The 16127-nt window shown below is 75.9% G+C and carries 14 protein-coding genes; 6 read left to right on the forward strand and 8 right to left on the reverse strand.

The genetic code is table 11. The annotated features are described in order from the left end of the window. Nucleotides 1–25: 25 nt before the first annotated feature. Complete coding sequence (locus tag AQJ66_RS35510; RefSeq protein ID WP_061930718.1) at nt 26–1360, reverse strand: hypothetical protein; 1335 nt, start codon at nt 1358–1360, stop codon at nt 26–28. Nucleotides 1361–1473: 113 nt separating this feature from the next. On the opposite strand from AQJ66_RS35510, the gene AQJ66_RS35515 reads away from it, so the two are divergent. Next, a complete protein-coding gene (locus AQJ66_RS35515) occupies nt 1474–3045 on the forward strand; it encodes a molybdopterin-dependent oxidoreductase (protein WP_061930720.1) in 1572 nt (523 codons plus the stop codon). Nucleotides 3046–3373: 328 nt separating this feature from the next. On the opposite strand, the gene AQJ66_RS35520 is transcribed toward AQJ66_RS35515, so the two are convergent. From AQJ66_RS35520 to AQJ66_RS35530, 3 genes are read right to left on the reverse strand one after another with little or no spacing between them, the layout of a single operon-like run. Continuing rightward, the gene (locus tag AQJ66_RS35520; RefSeq protein ID WP_061930724.1) at nt 3374–4156 is read right to left on the reverse strand and encodes a class I SAM-dependent methyltransferase; all 783 of its coding nucleotides are present in this window, start codon (nt 4154–4156) and stop codon (nt 3374–3376) included. Further along, a complete protein-coding gene (locus AQJ66_RS35525) occupies nt 4153–4764 on the reverse strand; it encodes a TIGR04282 family arsenosugar biosynthesis glycosyltransferase (protein WP_061930727.1) in 612 nt (203 codons plus the stop codon). Before AQJ66_RS35525 ends, AQJ66_RS35520 begins: the two co-directional genes overlap by 4 nt. Next, nucleotides 4761–5483, reverse strand: coding sequence for a glycosyltransferase family 2 protein (locus AQJ66_RS35530; RefSeq protein WP_061930729.1), 723 nt, complete (start codon nt 5481–5483; stop codon nt 4761–4763). The genes AQJ66_RS35525 and AQJ66_RS35530 overlap by 4 nt, the downstream gene beginning before the upstream one ends. A 104-nt stretch (nt 5484–5587) precedes the next feature. On the opposite strand from AQJ66_RS35530, the gene AQJ66_RS35535 reads away from it, so the two are divergent. Together AQJ66_RS35535 and AQJ66_RS35540 are read left to right on the forward strand one after the other, a co-directional pair. Further along, complete coding sequence (locus AQJ66_RS35535) at nt 5588–6373, forward strand: response regulator (RefSeq protein WP_079060611.1); 786 nt, start codon at nt 5588–5590, stop codon at nt 6371–6373. Nucleotide 6374: 1 nt separating this feature from the next. Next, a complete protein-coding gene (locus AQJ66_RS35540; protein ID WP_061930732.1) occupies nt 6375–7487 on the forward strand; it encodes a sensor histidine kinase in 1113 nt (370 codons plus the stop codon). Between the two features lie 23 nt (nt 7488–7510). On the opposite strand, the gene AQJ66_RS35545 is transcribed toward AQJ66_RS35540, so the two are convergent. Continuing rightward, the gene (locus tag AQJ66_RS35545; RefSeq protein WP_061930735.1) at nt 7511–8173 is read right to left on the reverse strand and encodes a response regulator transcription factor; all 663 of its coding nucleotides are present in this window, start codon (nt 8171–8173) and stop codon (nt 7511–7513) included. A gap of 37 nt (nt 8174–8210) precedes the next feature. Next, nucleotides 8211–9425 carry a sensor histidine kinase gene (locus tag AQJ66_RS35550; protein ID WP_061930738.1) on the reverse strand — a complete coding sequence of 405 codons (1215 nt, stop codon included), beginning with the start codon at nt 9423–9425 and terminating at the stop codon, nt 8211–8213. A gap of 107 nt (nt 9426–9532) precedes the next feature. On the opposite strand from AQJ66_RS35550, the gene AQJ66_RS35555 reads away from it, so the two are divergent. Next, nucleotides 9533–10483, forward strand: a complete 951-nt coding sequence (locus tag AQJ66_RS35555; protein WP_061930740.1) for an ATP-binding cassette domain-containing protein — start codon at nt 9533–9535, stop codon at nt 10481–10483. Nucleotides 10484–10485: 2 nt separating this feature from the next. Continuing rightward, nucleotides 10486–11220, forward strand: coding sequence for an ABC transporter permease (locus AQJ66_RS35560; protein ID WP_208611529.1), 735 nt, complete (start codon nt 10486–10488; stop codon nt 11218–11220). 22 nt (nt 11221–11242) lie between these two features. On the opposite strand, the gene AQJ66_RS35565 is transcribed toward AQJ66_RS35560, so the two are convergent. Together AQJ66_RS35565 and AQJ66_RS35570 are read right to left on the reverse strand one after the other, a co-directional pair. Further along, nucleotides 11243–12238, reverse strand: coding sequence for an NAD-dependent epimerase/dehydratase family protein (locus tag AQJ66_RS35565; protein WP_061930743.1), 996 nt, complete (start codon nt 12236–12238; stop codon nt 11243–11245). An 84-nt stretch (nt 12239–12322) separates the two neighbouring features. Next, on the reverse strand, nt 12323–13381 hold the full coding sequence (locus AQJ66_RS35570; RefSeq protein ID WP_061930746.1) for a PucR family transcriptional regulator: 1059 nt from the start codon (nt 13379–13381) through the stop codon (nt 12323–12325). Between the two features lie 294 nt (nt 13382–13675). Between AQJ66_RS35570 and AQJ66_RS35575 the strand changes: the two genes are divergently transcribed. Continuing rightward, nucleotides 13676–15829, forward strand: a complete 2154-nt coding sequence (locus AQJ66_RS35575) for a hypothetical protein (protein ID WP_061930749.1) — start codon at nt 13676–13678, stop codon at nt 15827–15829. Nucleotides 15830–16127 lie beyond the last annotated feature (298 nt).

The raw sequence follows: 16127 nt of genomic DNA on the forward strand, positions 1-16127 counted from the left end.
GCCCCCTCGTGACGTCCGGCCTGCCTCACCACCCCGTCAGCAGCAGGTGGTTCAGCAGCAGGGCGAGCAGCACCTGCGCGGTGAGCCAGGCGCGCGGGCGGGGCAGGTACGCGCACGCCGGGAGCAGCCAGAGCGCGAACGGCAGCCAGATCCGCTCGGTCTCCGCCTTGCTCATGCCCGACACGTCGGCGACCAGCAGGGCCAGCAGCGCGGCCGAGACCAGGAGCGCCAGGCGGGTGCGGGCCGGGTCGGTGCGGCGCGCGAGCGCGGAGCCCGTGCGGCCGAGGCCCGCCGCCGTCGCCGCGCCCGTGATGACCACCGTGCACGCCAGGTTGGCCCACACCCAGTAGCCGTAGGGACGGGTGCCGCCCACGCCCTGGTAGTAGCGGACGACCAGCAGGTGGTACGCCGTCCACCAGTTGAAGCCGGCGAGCGTGAACGCCGCGGGCACGACGGCCAGTCCGGCGAGCAGGGCGAGGAGCAGGGCGGGGCGGACGCCGTCGCGGCACAGCAGCAGGACCGCAGCCGCGAGCAGGGCGAAGAGCGTGAGGCCGTAGGAGAGGTAGCAGGTCAGGCCGAACAGCAGGCCGGAGGCCGCGGCCAGGGCCGGGGAGCGCCGGGTGACCGCGAGCGCGAGGAGGGCCACGGACCAGGCCGCCACCGCCGCGAACCAGGCGTCGGCGGAGGTGCCCAGCCACACCGCCGCCGGGGCCAGGACCAGGAAGGGCGCGGCCCGGCGGGCGAGGGCCTCGTCGCTCAGCGCGCGGACCGCGACCAGTACGGCCGCGCACCCGGAGGCACCGAGCAGCACGCACCACATCCCGGCCCAGCCGCCGCCGTGCAGCCCGATCCGGTCGAGGAGCACGAAGGTGAGCGTCGCGGCCGGCGGGTGCCCGGCCACATGGGCCGGCCAGGGGTCCGGGGGGCCGTGGACGATGTGGTGGGTGAAGTCGCGCAGGGTGGCCGGGATGTCGTGGAAGCGGCCGATGACCTGGAGGTACTCGTTGCGGGTGGTGAGCCGGCCGGCGATGCCCCGGTGCCAGCCGTCGACGAGGGCGAGGGAGACGATCCAGGCCGCCGACGCCGCCCAGGCGGCGCCCAGCAGGGCCCGCCAGGGGAGGCGGGCGGCCAGCGACGGCCCGTACGCCACGCCGGCCGCCGCCAGCAGGACCGCGGCCGGCGTGCCGGGGCCCACGTGCGGGTCCCACTCGGCCAGCAGCGGGGGCCAGTGCACGAACAGGGTGCGGCGGGTGTCCTCGATGTGGCGGCCGGCCAGCACGGCCGCGGTCACGAGCAGGACGGCGGCCCCGGCGGCGTACAGGTCGCGGCGCGGGGCGGTGTCGGGGCGGGAGCGGGTCACAGCGGAACGCTAGGCCGGAAGATCCATCGGAACCCCTCCTACGGGCCTGACGTCAGCGTTTCGTCATGGGTCGGGCGCCCCTCGCGGGGCATCCCGCGGCCTACGGTCGAGACATGCGCGACCGTCTCCGGCTTCCCTCCTCACCCGGCTTCTGGCGCAGCCCCCTGCGCGGGCCGTGGTTCACCTCGGTGCTCGGGCTCGTCCTGCTTGCCGGGATCACCGTGCTCTTCGTGACCGGCCTGGTGTCGTACGCGGCGTACAACCCGGGTCTGTCCCCCGTGAACGACAAGACCCCGGACAAGGGGCTCCTCGGCTTCTACCTCTTCGCCTGGCCGACCGGGCCGGTGTGGCTGTACCGCTTCACGCAGGGCGTCCACGTCACCCTGGGCATCACCCTCATCCCGGTGCTGCTGGCCAAGCTGTGGTCGGTGGTACCGAGGCTGTTCACGCTGCCCCCGGCCCGCTCACTCACCCACGCGCTCGAACGGCTCTCGCTGCTGCTGCTGGTCGGGGGCGGCCTGTTCGAGTTCACCACCGGGGTGCTCAACGTCCAGCTCGACTACGTCTTCCCCGGCTCTTTCTACCCGCTGCACTTCTACGGGGCCTGGGTGTTCTTCGCCGCGTTCCTGGCACACGCCGCGCTCAAGACGCCGACGGCGGTACGGGCCGTACGGCGGCGGTCGCGGGGGGAGGGACACATGGACGGCGCGGAGAGCACGACGGCTGAGCCGGCCGCGGGGGCTGCGCCCCACCCGGGGTCCGCGCAGGGGCCGCGGGCTGCGGAGGGCACGGGGGCTGCGGACGTCGGGAGGAGTGCGGGGGCTGCGTCAGGCCCGGGAGCCGCTGAGGGGTTGCGGGCTGCGGCGGACGGTGCGGCGGGCGAGGGGCGTACCGGGGCTGCGTCAGGCCCGGAGGTTGCGAAGGGCGCGCGGGCTGCGGAGGGCGCAGGGGTCGCGCAGAGCGCCGGGGCCGCTGCGGGGGCGGGAAGCGGCAGGGCTGCGGAAGGCGTGGCAGGCGCGGGGCCCGGGCAGAGTGATCTCGTCTCGCCGTGTCCGGCGGAGCCGACCGTCTCGCGGCGGGGGGCGCTGGCGCTGGTCGGGGGTGGCTCGCTGCTGTTGTTCGTGACCACCGTGGGGCAGAGCCTCGGTGGGGCCTGGCGCCGTACGGCGCTGCTCGCGCCGCACGGCGGGGCCGATCCGGGGGGCGGCCCCAACGGGTTCCAGATCAACAAGACGGCCGCGTACGCCGGGATCACCCCGGCCGACCGGCACGAGGACGCGTGGCGGCTCGTCGTCACCGGGCGGACCGGAACCGTCCGCCTCAGCCGCGCCCAGCTGCTCGCCCTGCCCCTGCACAGCTCCGCCCTCCCGATCGCCTGCGTGGAGGGCTGGTCGACCGCCGACCAGTGGTGGCGCGGGGTACGGCTGCGCGACCTCGCCGCGCTCGTCGGACACGACGGCGACCCGCCGGACGTGCTCGTGGAGTCCCTGCAGCGGCACGGCGCCTTCCGCCGCGCGGCCCTGCGCGCCAACCAGGTGGCCGACCCGCGCTCGCTGCTCGCCCTCCACGTCAACGGCGAGGAGCTGTCCCCCGACCACGGCCACCCGGCGCGGATCATCGTGCCCGCCGCACCCGGCGTGCTCAACACCAAGTGGGTGGCCCGGCTGACCTTCGGAGACCTGTGATGCCGCACCTGCCGACCTTCCGCCGGCCCCCGCTGGGCAGCCCGCTCGAACTGCTGCTGCTCGCCTGCTCGTTCGCGCTCGCCGCCTACGCCGGCGTACGGCTGCTCGCCGGTGACTGGACCGGGGTGGCGCTGTGGATCGTCGGCGCCGCGCTGCTGCACGACCTCGTGCTGCTGCCGCTGTACGCGGTGCTGGACCGGGCGGTCACCCGCGGGCTCCGGGCGGCCGGGCGGCGCGCGTGGCTGCCGTACGTGCGGGTCCCGGCCGTGCTGTCGGGGCTGCTGCTGCTCGTGTGGTTCCCGCTGGTCAGCGGGATGGTGGACCGGCGTTACCGGTCCGCCACCGGGCTGTCCGCGGACGTCTTCCTCGGCCGCTGGCTGCTGATCACGGCCGTCCTCTTCGGGGGCTCGGCGCTGCTCCTGGCGGCCCGCCTGCGCAGGGCGGCGAAGCGGCGGTCGCCGGACGTCCACTGAGCCTCGGCCCGCCACCCGGCCCGGGCCGCGAGCCGCAGCAGGGCGGGGGTCCCGATCCGCGCCCAGGGGAACGGGCGGCCGGCCGGGACCCCCTCGGCGTCGCCCGCGACCTGGATCCGGGCCGCGTCCACGACCTGCACCAGGGCGCGCTCGTCGACGTCCAGCGGGGCGGTCTCGGCGATCAGCAGGCCGCCCGGGCGCAGCAGTTGCGCCATGCGGTGCAGCAGGAGGGCCGGGTCGCCGCCGATGCCGACGTTGCCGTCCATGAGCAGGACCGTGCCCCAGCGGCCCTCGCCGGGCAGCGGGTCGAACACCGAGCGGCGCAGCGCCTGGCCGCCGACGGTGAGCGTGCGGGTGACGGCGGCGTCGCTGACGTCGACGCCGAGGACCGTACGGCCCCGGGCGGCGAGTTCCGCCACCAGCCGGCCCGGACCGCAGCCGACGTCCAGGACGGTGCCCTCGCAGCGGTCCAGCACCGCCCGGTCCACGGCGTCGGCGCGGGCGCACCAGCGCTCCACCTCCAGCGGCAGCAGCCAGCCGTCGGCGCGGCGCAGGAACAGCGGGCCCCGGCCGGTGCGCAGGGCGGTGGCGTAGGGGTCGGAGGCGGCCCAGGCGGGCGGCGCGGTCGTGGCGCTCATCGGGGGTCCGTGTACGCGGCGAGCCGCTCGGCGAAGGCGCCGTGCGGGGCGAGGGCGGCGACGGCGCGGGCGTCGGCGGCGGTGTCGACGTCCCGCAGCCGGGGCAGGTCCCGTACCCGCAGCCCGGCGGAGACCAGCCGCTCGCGCTGCACCGCGCCGGTCACCGGCGACGACATGGGCACGCCCCGCAGCAGCGCGGGCTCGGGCCGGGCCAGGCCCAGCGCCCAGAAGCCGCCGTCCTCGGCCGGGCCGAAGCAGGCGTCGCAGTCCGTGAGGTCGACGTCCAGCAGGTCGGGGGTGACCTGGGGGGTGTCCATGCCGATGAGCAGGGCGGGGCCGGAGCAGTGGGCGAAGGCGTCGGCGAGCCGGGCGTCGAGGGCGCCCGCGCACTGCGGTACGACGTCGAAGCCGGGCGGCAGCCAGGGGCCGGGCCGGCCGTCGAGCACGAGGACGCGCCGCCGGGCCGGGGCGGCGGCCACCGCCCGCAGGGTGTCGGCGAGCGCGGCCTCGGCGAGGCCGGCGGCCTGGGCGGGGGTGAAGGGCGGGGTCAGCCGCGTCTTGACCCGGCCGGGTCTCGGCTCCTTGGCGATGACGAGGAGGGTGGTCACCGGGCACCGCCCGTCCCGGCCGACTCGGCCGCCTCGCGGGGTTCGCCGAGCACGCGGCTCATGTCCCGTACCGCCTGCCAGGTGCCGCGCCAGGTGCCGGTCACCTTGGAGGCGCCCGTGCGCGGCCGGTACGGCACGTCGTGCTCGGTGACACGCCAGCCGGCGTCGGCCGCGCGCACCACCATCTGCAGCGGGTAGCCGCTGCGCCGGTCGGTGAGGCCGAGGCCGAGGAGCGGCTCGCGGCGGGCGGCGCGCAGTGGACCGAGGTCGTGCAGGCCGAGGCCGGTGCGGCGGCGCAGCAGCCGGGTGAGCGCCAGGTTGCCGGCGCGGGCGTGGGCCGGCCAGGCGCCCCGGCCCTGCGGGCGGCGGCGGCCGAGGACCAGGTCGGCGCCGCCGTCGCGGATCTCGCGGACGAAGGGGACCAGGTGCCCGGGGTCGAGGGAGGCGTCGCAGTCGCAGAAGCAGACCACGTCGGCCGTGGCGGCCAGCAGCCCGGCGTGGCACGCGGCGCCGAAGCCGCGCCGGTCCTCGGTCACGACGGTGGCGCCGAGGGCGCGGGCGACGTCGGCGGAGCCGTCGGTGGAGCCGTTGTCGACGACGAGGGCGCGCCAGCCGGCCGGGATGCGGCCGAGAACCCAGGGCAGGGCACCGGCCTCGTTCAGGCAGGGCAGGACGACGTCCACGTCGGGCGGGGCGGAGGAGGTGGTCACGGCGTTCACCCTACGAACGGAAACCGGGAGGAACCGGACTTCGGCTCCTTACGAAACGCGGACGCCGGGCCCGCGGCCGGGCCGCGCCGGCGCGGTGGTGCCAGGGTGGGGACATGCAGCCGCAGCACCCCACCCCACCCCCCACCCCACCCCCCGCCCCGGACACCGGACCGGGCGCCGGACGGCAGCGGCCGGGCGCCCGGGGCCGGATCCTCGTCGTGGACGACGATCCGACCGTCGCCGAGGTCGTCGCCGGCTACCTGGACCGGGCCGGATACACCGTGGACCGGGCCGCCGACGGCCCGGCCGCCCTCGAGCGCGCCGCCGCGCACCGGCCGGAGCTGGTGGTGCTGGACCTGATGCTGCCCGGCATGGACGGTCTCGAGGTGTGCCGGCGGCTGCGCGCGCACGGCCCGGTGCCGGTCGTCATGCTGACCGCGCGCGGGGACGAGGAGGACCGCGTCCTCGGCCTGGAGGTCGGCGCCGACGACTACGTCACCAAGCCGTTCAGCCCGCGCGAGCTGGTCCTGCGGGTCGAGTCGGTGCTCCGGCGGGCCCGGCCGGCCACCGGGGACGACCGGCGCGGCCCGCTCCACGCCGGCGGCCTGAGCCTCGACCCGGCCGGCCGCCGCGCCACCAAGAACGGCACCGAACTCGCGCTCACGCTGCGCGAGTTCGACCTGCTCGCCTTCCTCCTGCGGCATCCGGGGCGGGCGTTCGGCCGGGAGGAGCTGATGCGGGAGGTGTGGGGCTGGGACTTCGGCGACCTGTCCACCGTCACCGTCCATGTCCGCCGGCTGCGCGGCAAGGTCGAGGACGACCCGGCCCGGCCCCGCCTCATCCAGACGGTGTGGGGCGTCGGCTACCGCTTCGACCCCGCCGGACCGGAGGGCGGCTGACATGCGGGACCCCCTGCTCATCGCCCTCTACGCCTTTCTCGGCGCCGCCGCGACCGGCCTGGCCGGGGCGGCCGTGCTGCGCCTGATCCGCCGCCGCTCGCTGACGGCCTCGCTGGCGGTGGTGGCCGCCGTCGGCGTGGTGGCGATGCTCGCCGGGACGCTGGCCGTGGCGCAGGCGATGTTCCTGTCGGCGCACGACCTGCGGGTCGTCACCATGGTCGTCGCCATGGCGGCCGTCGTCTCCCTGGTGACCGCGCTGCTGCTGGGCCGCTGGGTCGTCGCCCGCAGCCGCGAACTCACCGACGCCGCACGGCACTTCGGTGACGGCGGAGCCTTCTCCGCGCCCGCGGTCCCGGCCACCGCCGAACTGGACGCGCTCAGCCGGGAGCTGGCGGCGACGAGCGCCCGGCTGGCCGCCTCCCGGGAGCGCGAGCGCGCCCTGGAGACCTCCCGGCGGGAACTGGTCGCCTGGATCTCGCACGACCTGCGCACCCCGCTCGCCGGACTGCGCGCGATGGCGGAGGCCCTGGAGGACGGGGTCGCCGCGGACCCCGCCCGCTACCTCCAGCAGATCCGCACCGAGGTGGAACGCCTCAACGACATGGTCGGCGACCTCTTCGAGCTCTCCCGCATCCACGCCGGCACCCTGCCGCTGAACCCGGCCCGGATCTCGCTGTACGACCTGGTCGGCGACGCCCTCGCGGGGGTCGGCCCGCTCGCCCGCGAGCACGGCGTACGGCTGGTCGGCGACCGGGTGGCGCCGGTGCCGGTGGAGGTCGACGGCCGGGAGATGAGCCGGGTCCTCGCCAACCTGCTGGTCAACGCCATCCGCCGGACACCCGCCGACGGCACGGTCGCCGTCGCCGCCGAGCGGGCCGGGGACGGCGTGGTGCTGTCGGTGACGGACGGCTGCGGCGGCATCCCCGAGGAGGACCTGCCCCGCGTCTTCGACACCGGCTGGCGCGGCACGGACGCCCGGACCCCGCCGGCCGGGGCGGGCCTGGGCCTGGCGATCGTCCGCGGCATCGTGGAGGCCCACCGCGGCCGGACCGCCGTGCGGAACATCCCCGGCGGCTGCCGCTTCGAGGTGACCCTGCCGGCGGCGCGGGGGTAGGTCCGCCGGCCGCCGCCCCCTGCTCAGCCCGGGGAGACGAAGCCGGACTCGTAGGCCGCGATGACCGCCTGCGTGCGGTCCCGCACGCCGAGTTTGGCCAGGACGGAGCTCACGTGCGACTTGACGGTCTCGGTCCCCACCACCAGGCGTGCGGCGATCTCCGCGTTCGACAGGCCGCGCGCCATCAGCCGCAGGACCTCCTCCTCCCGCTCGGTCAGCGCGGCCCGCTCCAGGGCGGTCCGGGCCGCCGCGTTGCCGTGGTCGCGGCCGTAGGAGGCGGCCAACTGCCGTACCGCCGCCGGGAACAGCAGGGAGTCCCCCTCGGTCACCAGCCGGACGGCGTGCACGATCTCCGCCGGCCGCGCCCGCTTGAGCAGGAAGCCGTCGGCGCCCGCGCGCAGCGCCCCGTACACGTACTCGTCGTTCGCGAAGGTCGTGACCACCAGGATCTTCGGCGGGTCCGGCACCGTGCGCAGCACCGCCCGCGTGGCCTCGATGCCGTCCATCAGCGGCATGCGTACGTCCATGACGACGACGTCGGGCCGCAGCCGCCGCACCAGGGGGATCACGGCGGCGCCGTCGGCGGCGTCGCCCACCACCCGGATGTCCGGCTGGGTCTCCAGCACGGCACGCAGACCGGCCCGTACGAGCGGCTCGTCGTCGACCAGGAGAACGGTGAGCGGCATCCGGCCAGCCTAAGGCAGGCCCTGGTGTGCCGCGGGCTCAGCGCAGCGGCAGGTCGACGTGCAGCAGCCACTGGCCGCCGTCCTGCCGCGCCCGGGCCTCGCCGCCGAGCAGCGCGGCACGCTCGCGGATGCCGCGCAGCCCGCTGCCGGCGCCCGGGCCGGCCGGCGCGGCCGCCGCGGGCAGCGGATTGCGCACGTCGAGCCGCAGCCGCTCGTCCTCCACGGCGATGCGCACCCGGACCTCGACGGCGCCCGCGTGCCGCAGCACGTTGGTGAGCGCCTCCTGGAGCATCCGGTAGGCCTCACGGGAGACCGGCCCCGGCAGGTGCTCCAGCGGTCCGGTCACCTCGGCGTCCACCCGCGCGCCCGAGGACCGCGCGGACTCCAGCAGCCGGCCCGCCTCGCCGAGACCGGGACGGCTGCCGGCGGGCCGTCCCTCCTCGCGCAGGACGAGCAGGACCCGTTCCAGGTCCTCCAGCGCGGCCCGTCCCGTCTCCTCGATGGCCTCCAGCGCCCGGTCGGTGAAGTGCGGGTCGGCCGCCGCCCGGGCGGCGCCCGCCTGCACCACGGCCACGGTCAGCGCGTGGCCGAGGCTGTCGTGCAACTCCCGTGCGATGTGGTTCCGTTCGAGCAGCCGCTCGGTGCGCTTCTCCAGTTCGGCGAGCCGCTCCCTCACCGACGGCCCGAGCAGCCGGCGGGCGGCCCGGGCCATGAGCGCGCCCGCCCCGGCGACCACCGCGAGCAGCACCAGCACGGACACCGGGACCAGCAGGGCGTACACCCAGCGGGCCGTGGAGACGTGCAGGGGCCGGTCGGTGAGACCGGGCTCCCCGGCGGCCGCCCCGGCGAGCGACAGCGTGCGCGTCAGGAGCGCGTCGGTCACCAGCGCGACGGCGAGCCCTGCCTCCAGACGCAGGACCATCCAGGCGCCGGTCCTGGCCCGGTCGGTCCAGGAAGCGGAGGGAAGGGCGGAGACCCCCGGGTCCTCGCCGGTCCCCACGCCCGCGTGCGGACCGGGGAACAGCATCAGCCGCGCCTGCAGCCCCTCCGCACGCCGGGCCGCGGGGACCACGGCGACGGCCAGGACCAGGGGGACCGGAAGGACCGCGATCAGCAGCCAGTCGTACGGCGACGGGTGGACCAGCCCCGGATAGACCATGGCGCAGGCGAACGGGACGATCGCGCCCACCAGCATGTGCAGCCAGCGGGTGTACGTCACCGCACGGGTCAGCGGCAGCAGGAGGCGCGGCATGCGGTCATCGTGGCAGAGCGGCGGTGCCGGCGGCTCCCTCGCACGGGGGAGACGGTGCCCTCCGGCGGGGGATGCCCGGCCCGTGCCCTCCCGGCCACGCTGGGCCCATGACCAGCATCGACGTCAAGGACCTCACCAAGGAGTACGGCGGCACCCGGGCCGTCGACCGTCTGACGTGCACCGTCGCACCGGGCCGGGTCACCGGGTTCCTCGGCCCCAACGGCGCCGGCAAGTCCACCACCATGCGCCTCGTCCTCGGCCTGGACCGCCCCACCTCGGGCACCGCCACCGTCGGCGGCCGCCCGTACGCGAGCCTGGGTGAACCGCTGCGCACGGTCGGCGCCCTGCTCGACGCGCAGGCGGCCCACGGCTCCCGCACCGCCCGCGACCACCTGCGGTTCCTCGCCGTCGGCAACCGCCTGCCGGCCCGCCGCGTGGACGAGGTCCTGGACGAGACCGGTCTCGCCGCCGTGGCGCGCCGCAGGATCAGGACCTTCTCGCTCGGCATGCGCCAGCGCCTCGGCATCGCGACCGCGCTCCTCGGCGACCCGCCGGTCCTCATGCTGGACGAGCCCGCCAACGGCCTGGACCCGGAGGGGATCGTCTGGATCCGCCACCTGCTGCGCCGGCTCGCCGGCGAAGGCCGTACGGTCCTGGTCTCCAGCCACCTGATGAACGAGACCGCGGCCTTCGCCGACCACCTCGTCGTCCTCGGCCGGGGCCGGCTCCTCGCGGACCTCCCCACCCGGGACTTCATCGATCAGCACAGCCGTCCGCGGGTCCGCGTGCGGGCCGCCGACCCCACCCGGCTGCGGGCCACGCTGCTGGCCAAGGGGTTCGCGGTCGCCGGAGACGGTGACGGCCGGTGGGTGGTCGAGGGCGCCCGGGCCGAGCAGGTCGGGGCCGTCGCCGCCCGCGAGGGTATCGCCGTCCTCGAACTCGGCGACGAGCGCGCCTCGTTGGAGCAGGCCTATCTCGCTCTCACGGCGGACCAGGCGGAGTTCGCCGCCGCGGCCTCCGCGTCCCCGGTGTCCTCGACCCTTCCCCAGGAGGCCTGACCATGTCCGTCACCGCGGTGCTCCACTCCGAGTGGATCAAGATCAGGTCGGTCCGGGCGAGCTTCGGGTCACTCCTCGCGGTCTTCGCCGCCACGCTGGCCATCACGCTGCTCGTGTACGCCACCGTCGGCCGGGCGGAGGCGGACAACGGCGGCGACGCCGTCTTCGGAGCCTTCTACGCGATCAACTTCGCGCAGATCGCCGCCATCGCCTTCGGGGCCACCGCGGTGTCCTGCGAGTACACGGGCGGTGCCCTGCGGATCTCCCTGTCGGCCGTGCCGCGCCGCGGCCTGTTCTACGCGGCCAAGACGGCGGTCGTGGCCAGCGCCGCCCTCGCCGTGGGGCTCGTCACCGCGTTCACCACCTTCCTGGTGGGCCAGGCGTTCCTGGGGCCGTACGCCATCGGCCTCGGGGAGCCGGGCGCGCTGCGGGCCTGTGTCGGCGCGGGGATCTACCTCACGCTGATGGCCCTGCTCGCCGCGGGGCTCACGTTCCTGCTGCGCAGCGCCGTCGCGGTGCTCAGCCTGCTCATCCCGTTCATCCTGATCGCGTCCTTCGTGGCCGGAGACGTTGCCGGGAACGCCGCCGCCTGGTTTCCGGACCGCGCCGGGCAGCAGGTCCTGTACCAGCACCCGCCGGGCGGCCCCGGCCCGTGGACGGGTCTCGCGGTGACGGCGCTGTGGGCGGCGGCCGCGCTCCTGGCCGGCCTGCGGGCCGTGCACCGGCGCGACGCCTGACACCGCCGCGGCCGCCGCCGGGTCAGGCCCGGGCGAACTCCCGCATCCCCTCCGCGAAGCCGACCTCGGGCTTCCAGCCCAGGTCCGTGCGCAGGCGGGTGGAGTCGGCGGTGATGTGCCGTACGTCGCCGAGGCGGTACTCGCCGGTGACGACGGGGGCGGGGCCGCCGTGGGCGGTGGCGAGGGCGGTGGCCAGGTCGCCGACCGTGCGGGGCTCGCCGCTGCCGGTGTTGTACGCCGTGAGCGTGCCGGGGCGCGGCTCGGCGCGCACCGCCTCCAGCGCGGTCACGTTGGCGGCGGCCACGTCCCGCACGTGCACGAAGTCGCGCCGCTGGCGCCCGTCCTCGAAGACGCGCGGGGGCTCGCCGCGCCGCAGGGCGGAGCGGAAGAAGGAGGCGACGCCCGCGTACGGGGTGTCGCGGGGCATCCGGGGGCCGTACACGTTGTGGTAGCGCAGGGAGAGCGCCGTGCCGTCCGTCGAGCGGGCCCAGGCGGCGCACAGGTGCTCCTGGGCGAGCTTGGTCGCCGCGTACACGTTGCGCGGATCGGCCGGGGCGTCCTCGGCGACCAGGCCGGGGGAGAGCGGGGCGCCGCACACCGGGCACCCCGGTTCGAACCGGCCCGCCGCCAGGTCGGCCGGGTCACGCGGGCCGGGGCGTACGGCACCGTGCACGCGGCACTCGTAGCGGCCCTCCCCGTACACCACCATCGACCCCGCCAGCACCAGCCGCCGCACCCCCGCCCCGGCCATCGCGGCGAGCAGGACGGCGGTGCCCAGGTCGTTGCGCGACACGTACTCGGCCGCGTCCCGCACGCCGTCGCCGAGACCCACCTGGGCCGCCTGGTGGCAGACGGCGTCCACGCCGGACAGGGCGCGGGCAACGGCCGCCGGGTCGCGCACGTCGGCGCGGGGATCGTCGCGGACGTCGAACCCGACCGCCTCGTGCCCGCGCGCCCGCAGCGCGTCGACGACATGGGACCCGATGAACCCGGCACCGCCGGTGACCAGCACACGCATACGGCCACGCTAGGCCCGCGCCCGGCCCCGGGCATCCGGCCGCACCGGCACGTCACCGGTCCGTAAGACCCGCTCCGGGGACGCTCAGAGCGGCTTCTCCGGCCAGTCCAGGAGGCGCGCGCCGATGACGGCCGTCTGGAGCATGTAGCGGTGGGCGGGGTCGGCCGGGTCGGCGCCGGTCAGCTGGTGGATGCGTTCGAGGCGGTAGGTCAGGGCGCGGACGCTGAGCGAGAGCCGGCGTGCGGTCTCGGCGGCCACGCAGCCGCAGTCGAAGTAGGCGGTGAGGGTGTCCAGCAGCGGGACCGGGCCGCCCCGGGCGGAGGTGAGCGGGCCGAGGGCGTGCTCGATCAGGTCGGCCAGGGCCTGCCGGTCGCGGGCGAGCACCGGGTAGACCAGCAGGTCGGCGGCGCGCAGCACCGGCCCTTCCAGGCCGAGACGCGCGGCCATCTCCAGGGTGGCGAGGGCCTCCTCGTACGACTGCACGACCCCGCCGGGCCCGGGCTGCGGCCGGCCGACGGCGACCCGGCAGCCGTCGGCCGCCGCGTAGGCCTGCTTGGCGAAGTGGACGAGGACCTCGTCCTCGTCGCCGGGCGCGATGCACAGCAGCCGGCCGTTCTTGGTGGTCAGCAGAATGCTGCGGGCGTCGAACCGGGCCAGCACCGCCCGCTCCACCTGCCGGGTCACCGGGTCGTCCTCGGCGTAGGCGGCCGGGCCCTCGGCGACCGCCACCGCTTGGGCGCGGGAGAGCCGCAGGCCGAAGCGTTCGGCGCGCTCGGCGAGCCGGCCGAGGTCGCTGCGGCCGTAGAGCAGGTCGTCGATGAACTCCCGGCGGGCCGCCTCCTCGCGGCGCACGGTGAGCCGCTGGGCGCGCTCGTACCCCTCGGCCAGGGCGTCGACCGCCTGCTGTACGGCGGCCAGCGCGCTGTCGGCCGAGCCGGGTGCGCCCGGCCAGGCGGCGCGGGCGGCGGCCAGGTGGGCGGCGATCAGGGCCCGCAGCCCGTGCCCGGCGTGGGCGGCCCGCTCGCCGAGCAGCCGGCGGGCGGCCAGTTCCTCCCGGGTCAGCCGGCGGCCGGTGGCCGCGACCTCGGCCAGCGTGCGCGCGTAGCCGTCCAGATAGTGCTCCGGTATCGCCTGTTCCGTCACAACGCCCCCCGTTCCCCCGTGTCTTGACGTGCCGGTGACGTTTTCTTAGCGCCTGCCCGGCATCGAGACCCTAGTGAACGCTTCCGGAAACCGGCAATGCGCGGGCGGGCGCCCCTCGGGCACCATCCCGGCGGGGAGCAGTACGGACGGTTCCGGTGCCGGGTCCCGGCAGTCACCCGCACCGGAACCGGACCCCGCGCCTTCCGTTCGTGCCGGCAACGCCCGTCCGCACCACTCCTGTTCACCACCCGTCTCCACCAACCGTCGTCACCGCCCGACGCAAGGACGTATGCCATGGAAGCCCTCGGCGTGCTCGTCGCCGTCTGTCTCGTCGTCGTGCTGCTCGCGCTGTTCGCCGCCACCCGGCTGTACCGGAAGGTGGACCAGGGCCGGGCGCTGATCGTGTCCAAGACCCGCAAGGTCGACGTGACCTTCACCGGGCAGGTCGTGCTGCCGGTGCTGCACCGGGCCGAGGTCATGGACATCTCCGTGAAGGCCATCGAGATCAGCCGCTCCGGCCGCGACGGTCTGATCTGCCGGGACAACATCCGCGCCGACATCCGGATCTCGTTCTTCGTGAAGGTCAACAAGACCGTCGAGGACGTCATCAAGGTCGCCCAGTCCGTCGGCACCGAGCGCGCCAGCCACCAGGAGACGCTGCAGGAGCTCTTCCACGCGAAGTTCTCCGAGGCGCTGAAGACCGTCGGCAAGCAGATGGACTTCACCGACCTGTACACCAAGCGCGAGGAACTCCGCTATCACATCATCGAGTTGATCGGCGTCGACCTCAACGGCTACCACCTCGAGGACGCCGCGATCGACTACCTGGAGCAGACCCCGCTGTCCCAGCTCGACCCGGCCAACGTGCTCGACGCCCAGGGCATCCGCAAGATCACCGAGCTGACGGCGGTCGAGCACGTGCGGACCAACGAGGCCCGGCGCACCGAGGAGAAGGAGATCACCCGCCAGGACGTCGACGCCCGCGAGGCGATCCTGGAGCTGCAGCGCCGGCAGGTCGACGCCGAGATCAAGCAGAAGCGGGAGATCGAGACCTCCCGGGCCCGCGAGGAGGCGGAGACCGCCCGCGTGGTGGAGGAGGAGCGGCTGCGCGCGCAGGGCGCCTTCCTGCGCACCGAGGAGCAGCTGGGCGTCCAGCGCGAGAACCAGGCCCGCGAGGTCGCGGTCGCCGCGAAGAACCGCGAGCGGGTCATCGCCGTGGAGAACGAGCGCATCGAGAAGGACCGGCTGCTGGAGGTCATCGCGCGGGAGCGGGAGACCCAGCTGACGAGGATCGCCGCCGAGAAGGAGGTCGAGGCGGAGAAGCGGGACATCGCCGAGGTCATCCGGGAGCGGGTGGCGGTGGACCGTACGGTCGCCGAGCAGGAGGAGTCCATCAAGAAGCTGCGCGTGGTCGAGGAGGCCGAGCGCGAGCGGCAGGCCCTCGTCATCGCCGCCGAGGCGGAGGCGCAGGAGAGGCTGGTCAAGGACATCAAGGCCGCCGAGGCCGCCGAGCAGGCCGCCACCCACCGCGCCGCCGAGGAACTCACCCTCGCCGAGGCCCGGCTGAAGACCGCCGACCTGGACGCGCGGGCCAAGCTGCGGCTCGCGGAGGGCGTCCAGGCGGAGGCCGCCGCCGAGGGTCTCGCCGCCGTGCAGGTCCGCGCCAAGGAGACCGAGGTCACCGTCAAGGCCGGCCGGGCGGAGGCGGAGGCCACCGGGGCGCGGCTGCGGGCCGAGGCGGAGGGCACGCAGGCCAAGGCGCTCGCGGAGGCGGAGGGTGCTCGCGCCAAGGGGCTCGCGGAGGCCGAGGGCGCACGGGCGGCGGCGGAGGCCACCGAGGCGCGGCTGAAGGCCGAGGCGGAGGGCGCCCGGGCCAAGGCGCTCGCGGACGCCACCGGCATCGGCGAGAAGCTGAAGGCCGAGGCGGCGGGCCTGACCGAGAAGGCCGCCGCGATGGCCGCCCTGGACGAGGCCTCGCGCGGCCACGAGGAGTACCGGCTGCGGCTGCAGGCGGAGAAGGAGATCCGGCTGGCCGGCCTGGAGACCCAGCGGCAGGTCGCCGAGGCGCAGGCCACGGTCCTCGCGACCGGCCTGGAGAACGCCGACATCGACATCGTCGGCGGCGAGTCGGTCTTCTTCGACCGGCTGGTCTCCGCGGTCTCGCTCGGCAAGGGCGTCGACGGCTTCATGGACGGCTCCCGCACCGCGCGGGCGCTGGCGGGGCCCTGGCTGGACGGCTCGGGCAGCTTCACCGACGACCTGAGCCGCGTCCTCGGCTCCCTCGGCTCGGCCGACGTGCAGCACCTGACGGTGTCGGCGCTGCTGATGAAGCTGATGAACTCCGGCGGCGCGGAGGCCTCCCGCTTCCGTCAGCTGCTCGACCGGGCCGGCGAGCTGGGCCTGGCGGACACCCCGGTGACGGCGCTGAACGGAACCGCCCGGGCCTGAGGACAGCGGGGCCGGTCCGCCGTACGGGGGTCGGCGGCCCGGCCCCGCGCCGGATCCGCTCCGGCGTCCGGCGTCCGGTGTCCGGGACTTGGTCCGGTGTCCGGGACTTGGTCCGGTGTCCGGGACTTGGTCCGGTGTCCGGGACCTGGTCCGGTGTCCGGTCCGGCACCAGGCACACGGACCGGCACCGGTACCTGGTCCGGCATCGGGGACCTGGTCCGGCACCAGCCCTCGGTGCAGCACCGGCACCTGGTCCGGCACCGGCCACCGGTCCGGCACCGGGCACCCGATCCGGCAG

It is taken from the genome of Streptomyces bungoensis (genome assembly GCF_001514215.1).
Lineage (GTDB): Bacteria > Actinomycetota > Actinomycetes > Streptomycetales > Streptomycetaceae > Streptomyces > Streptomyces bungoensis.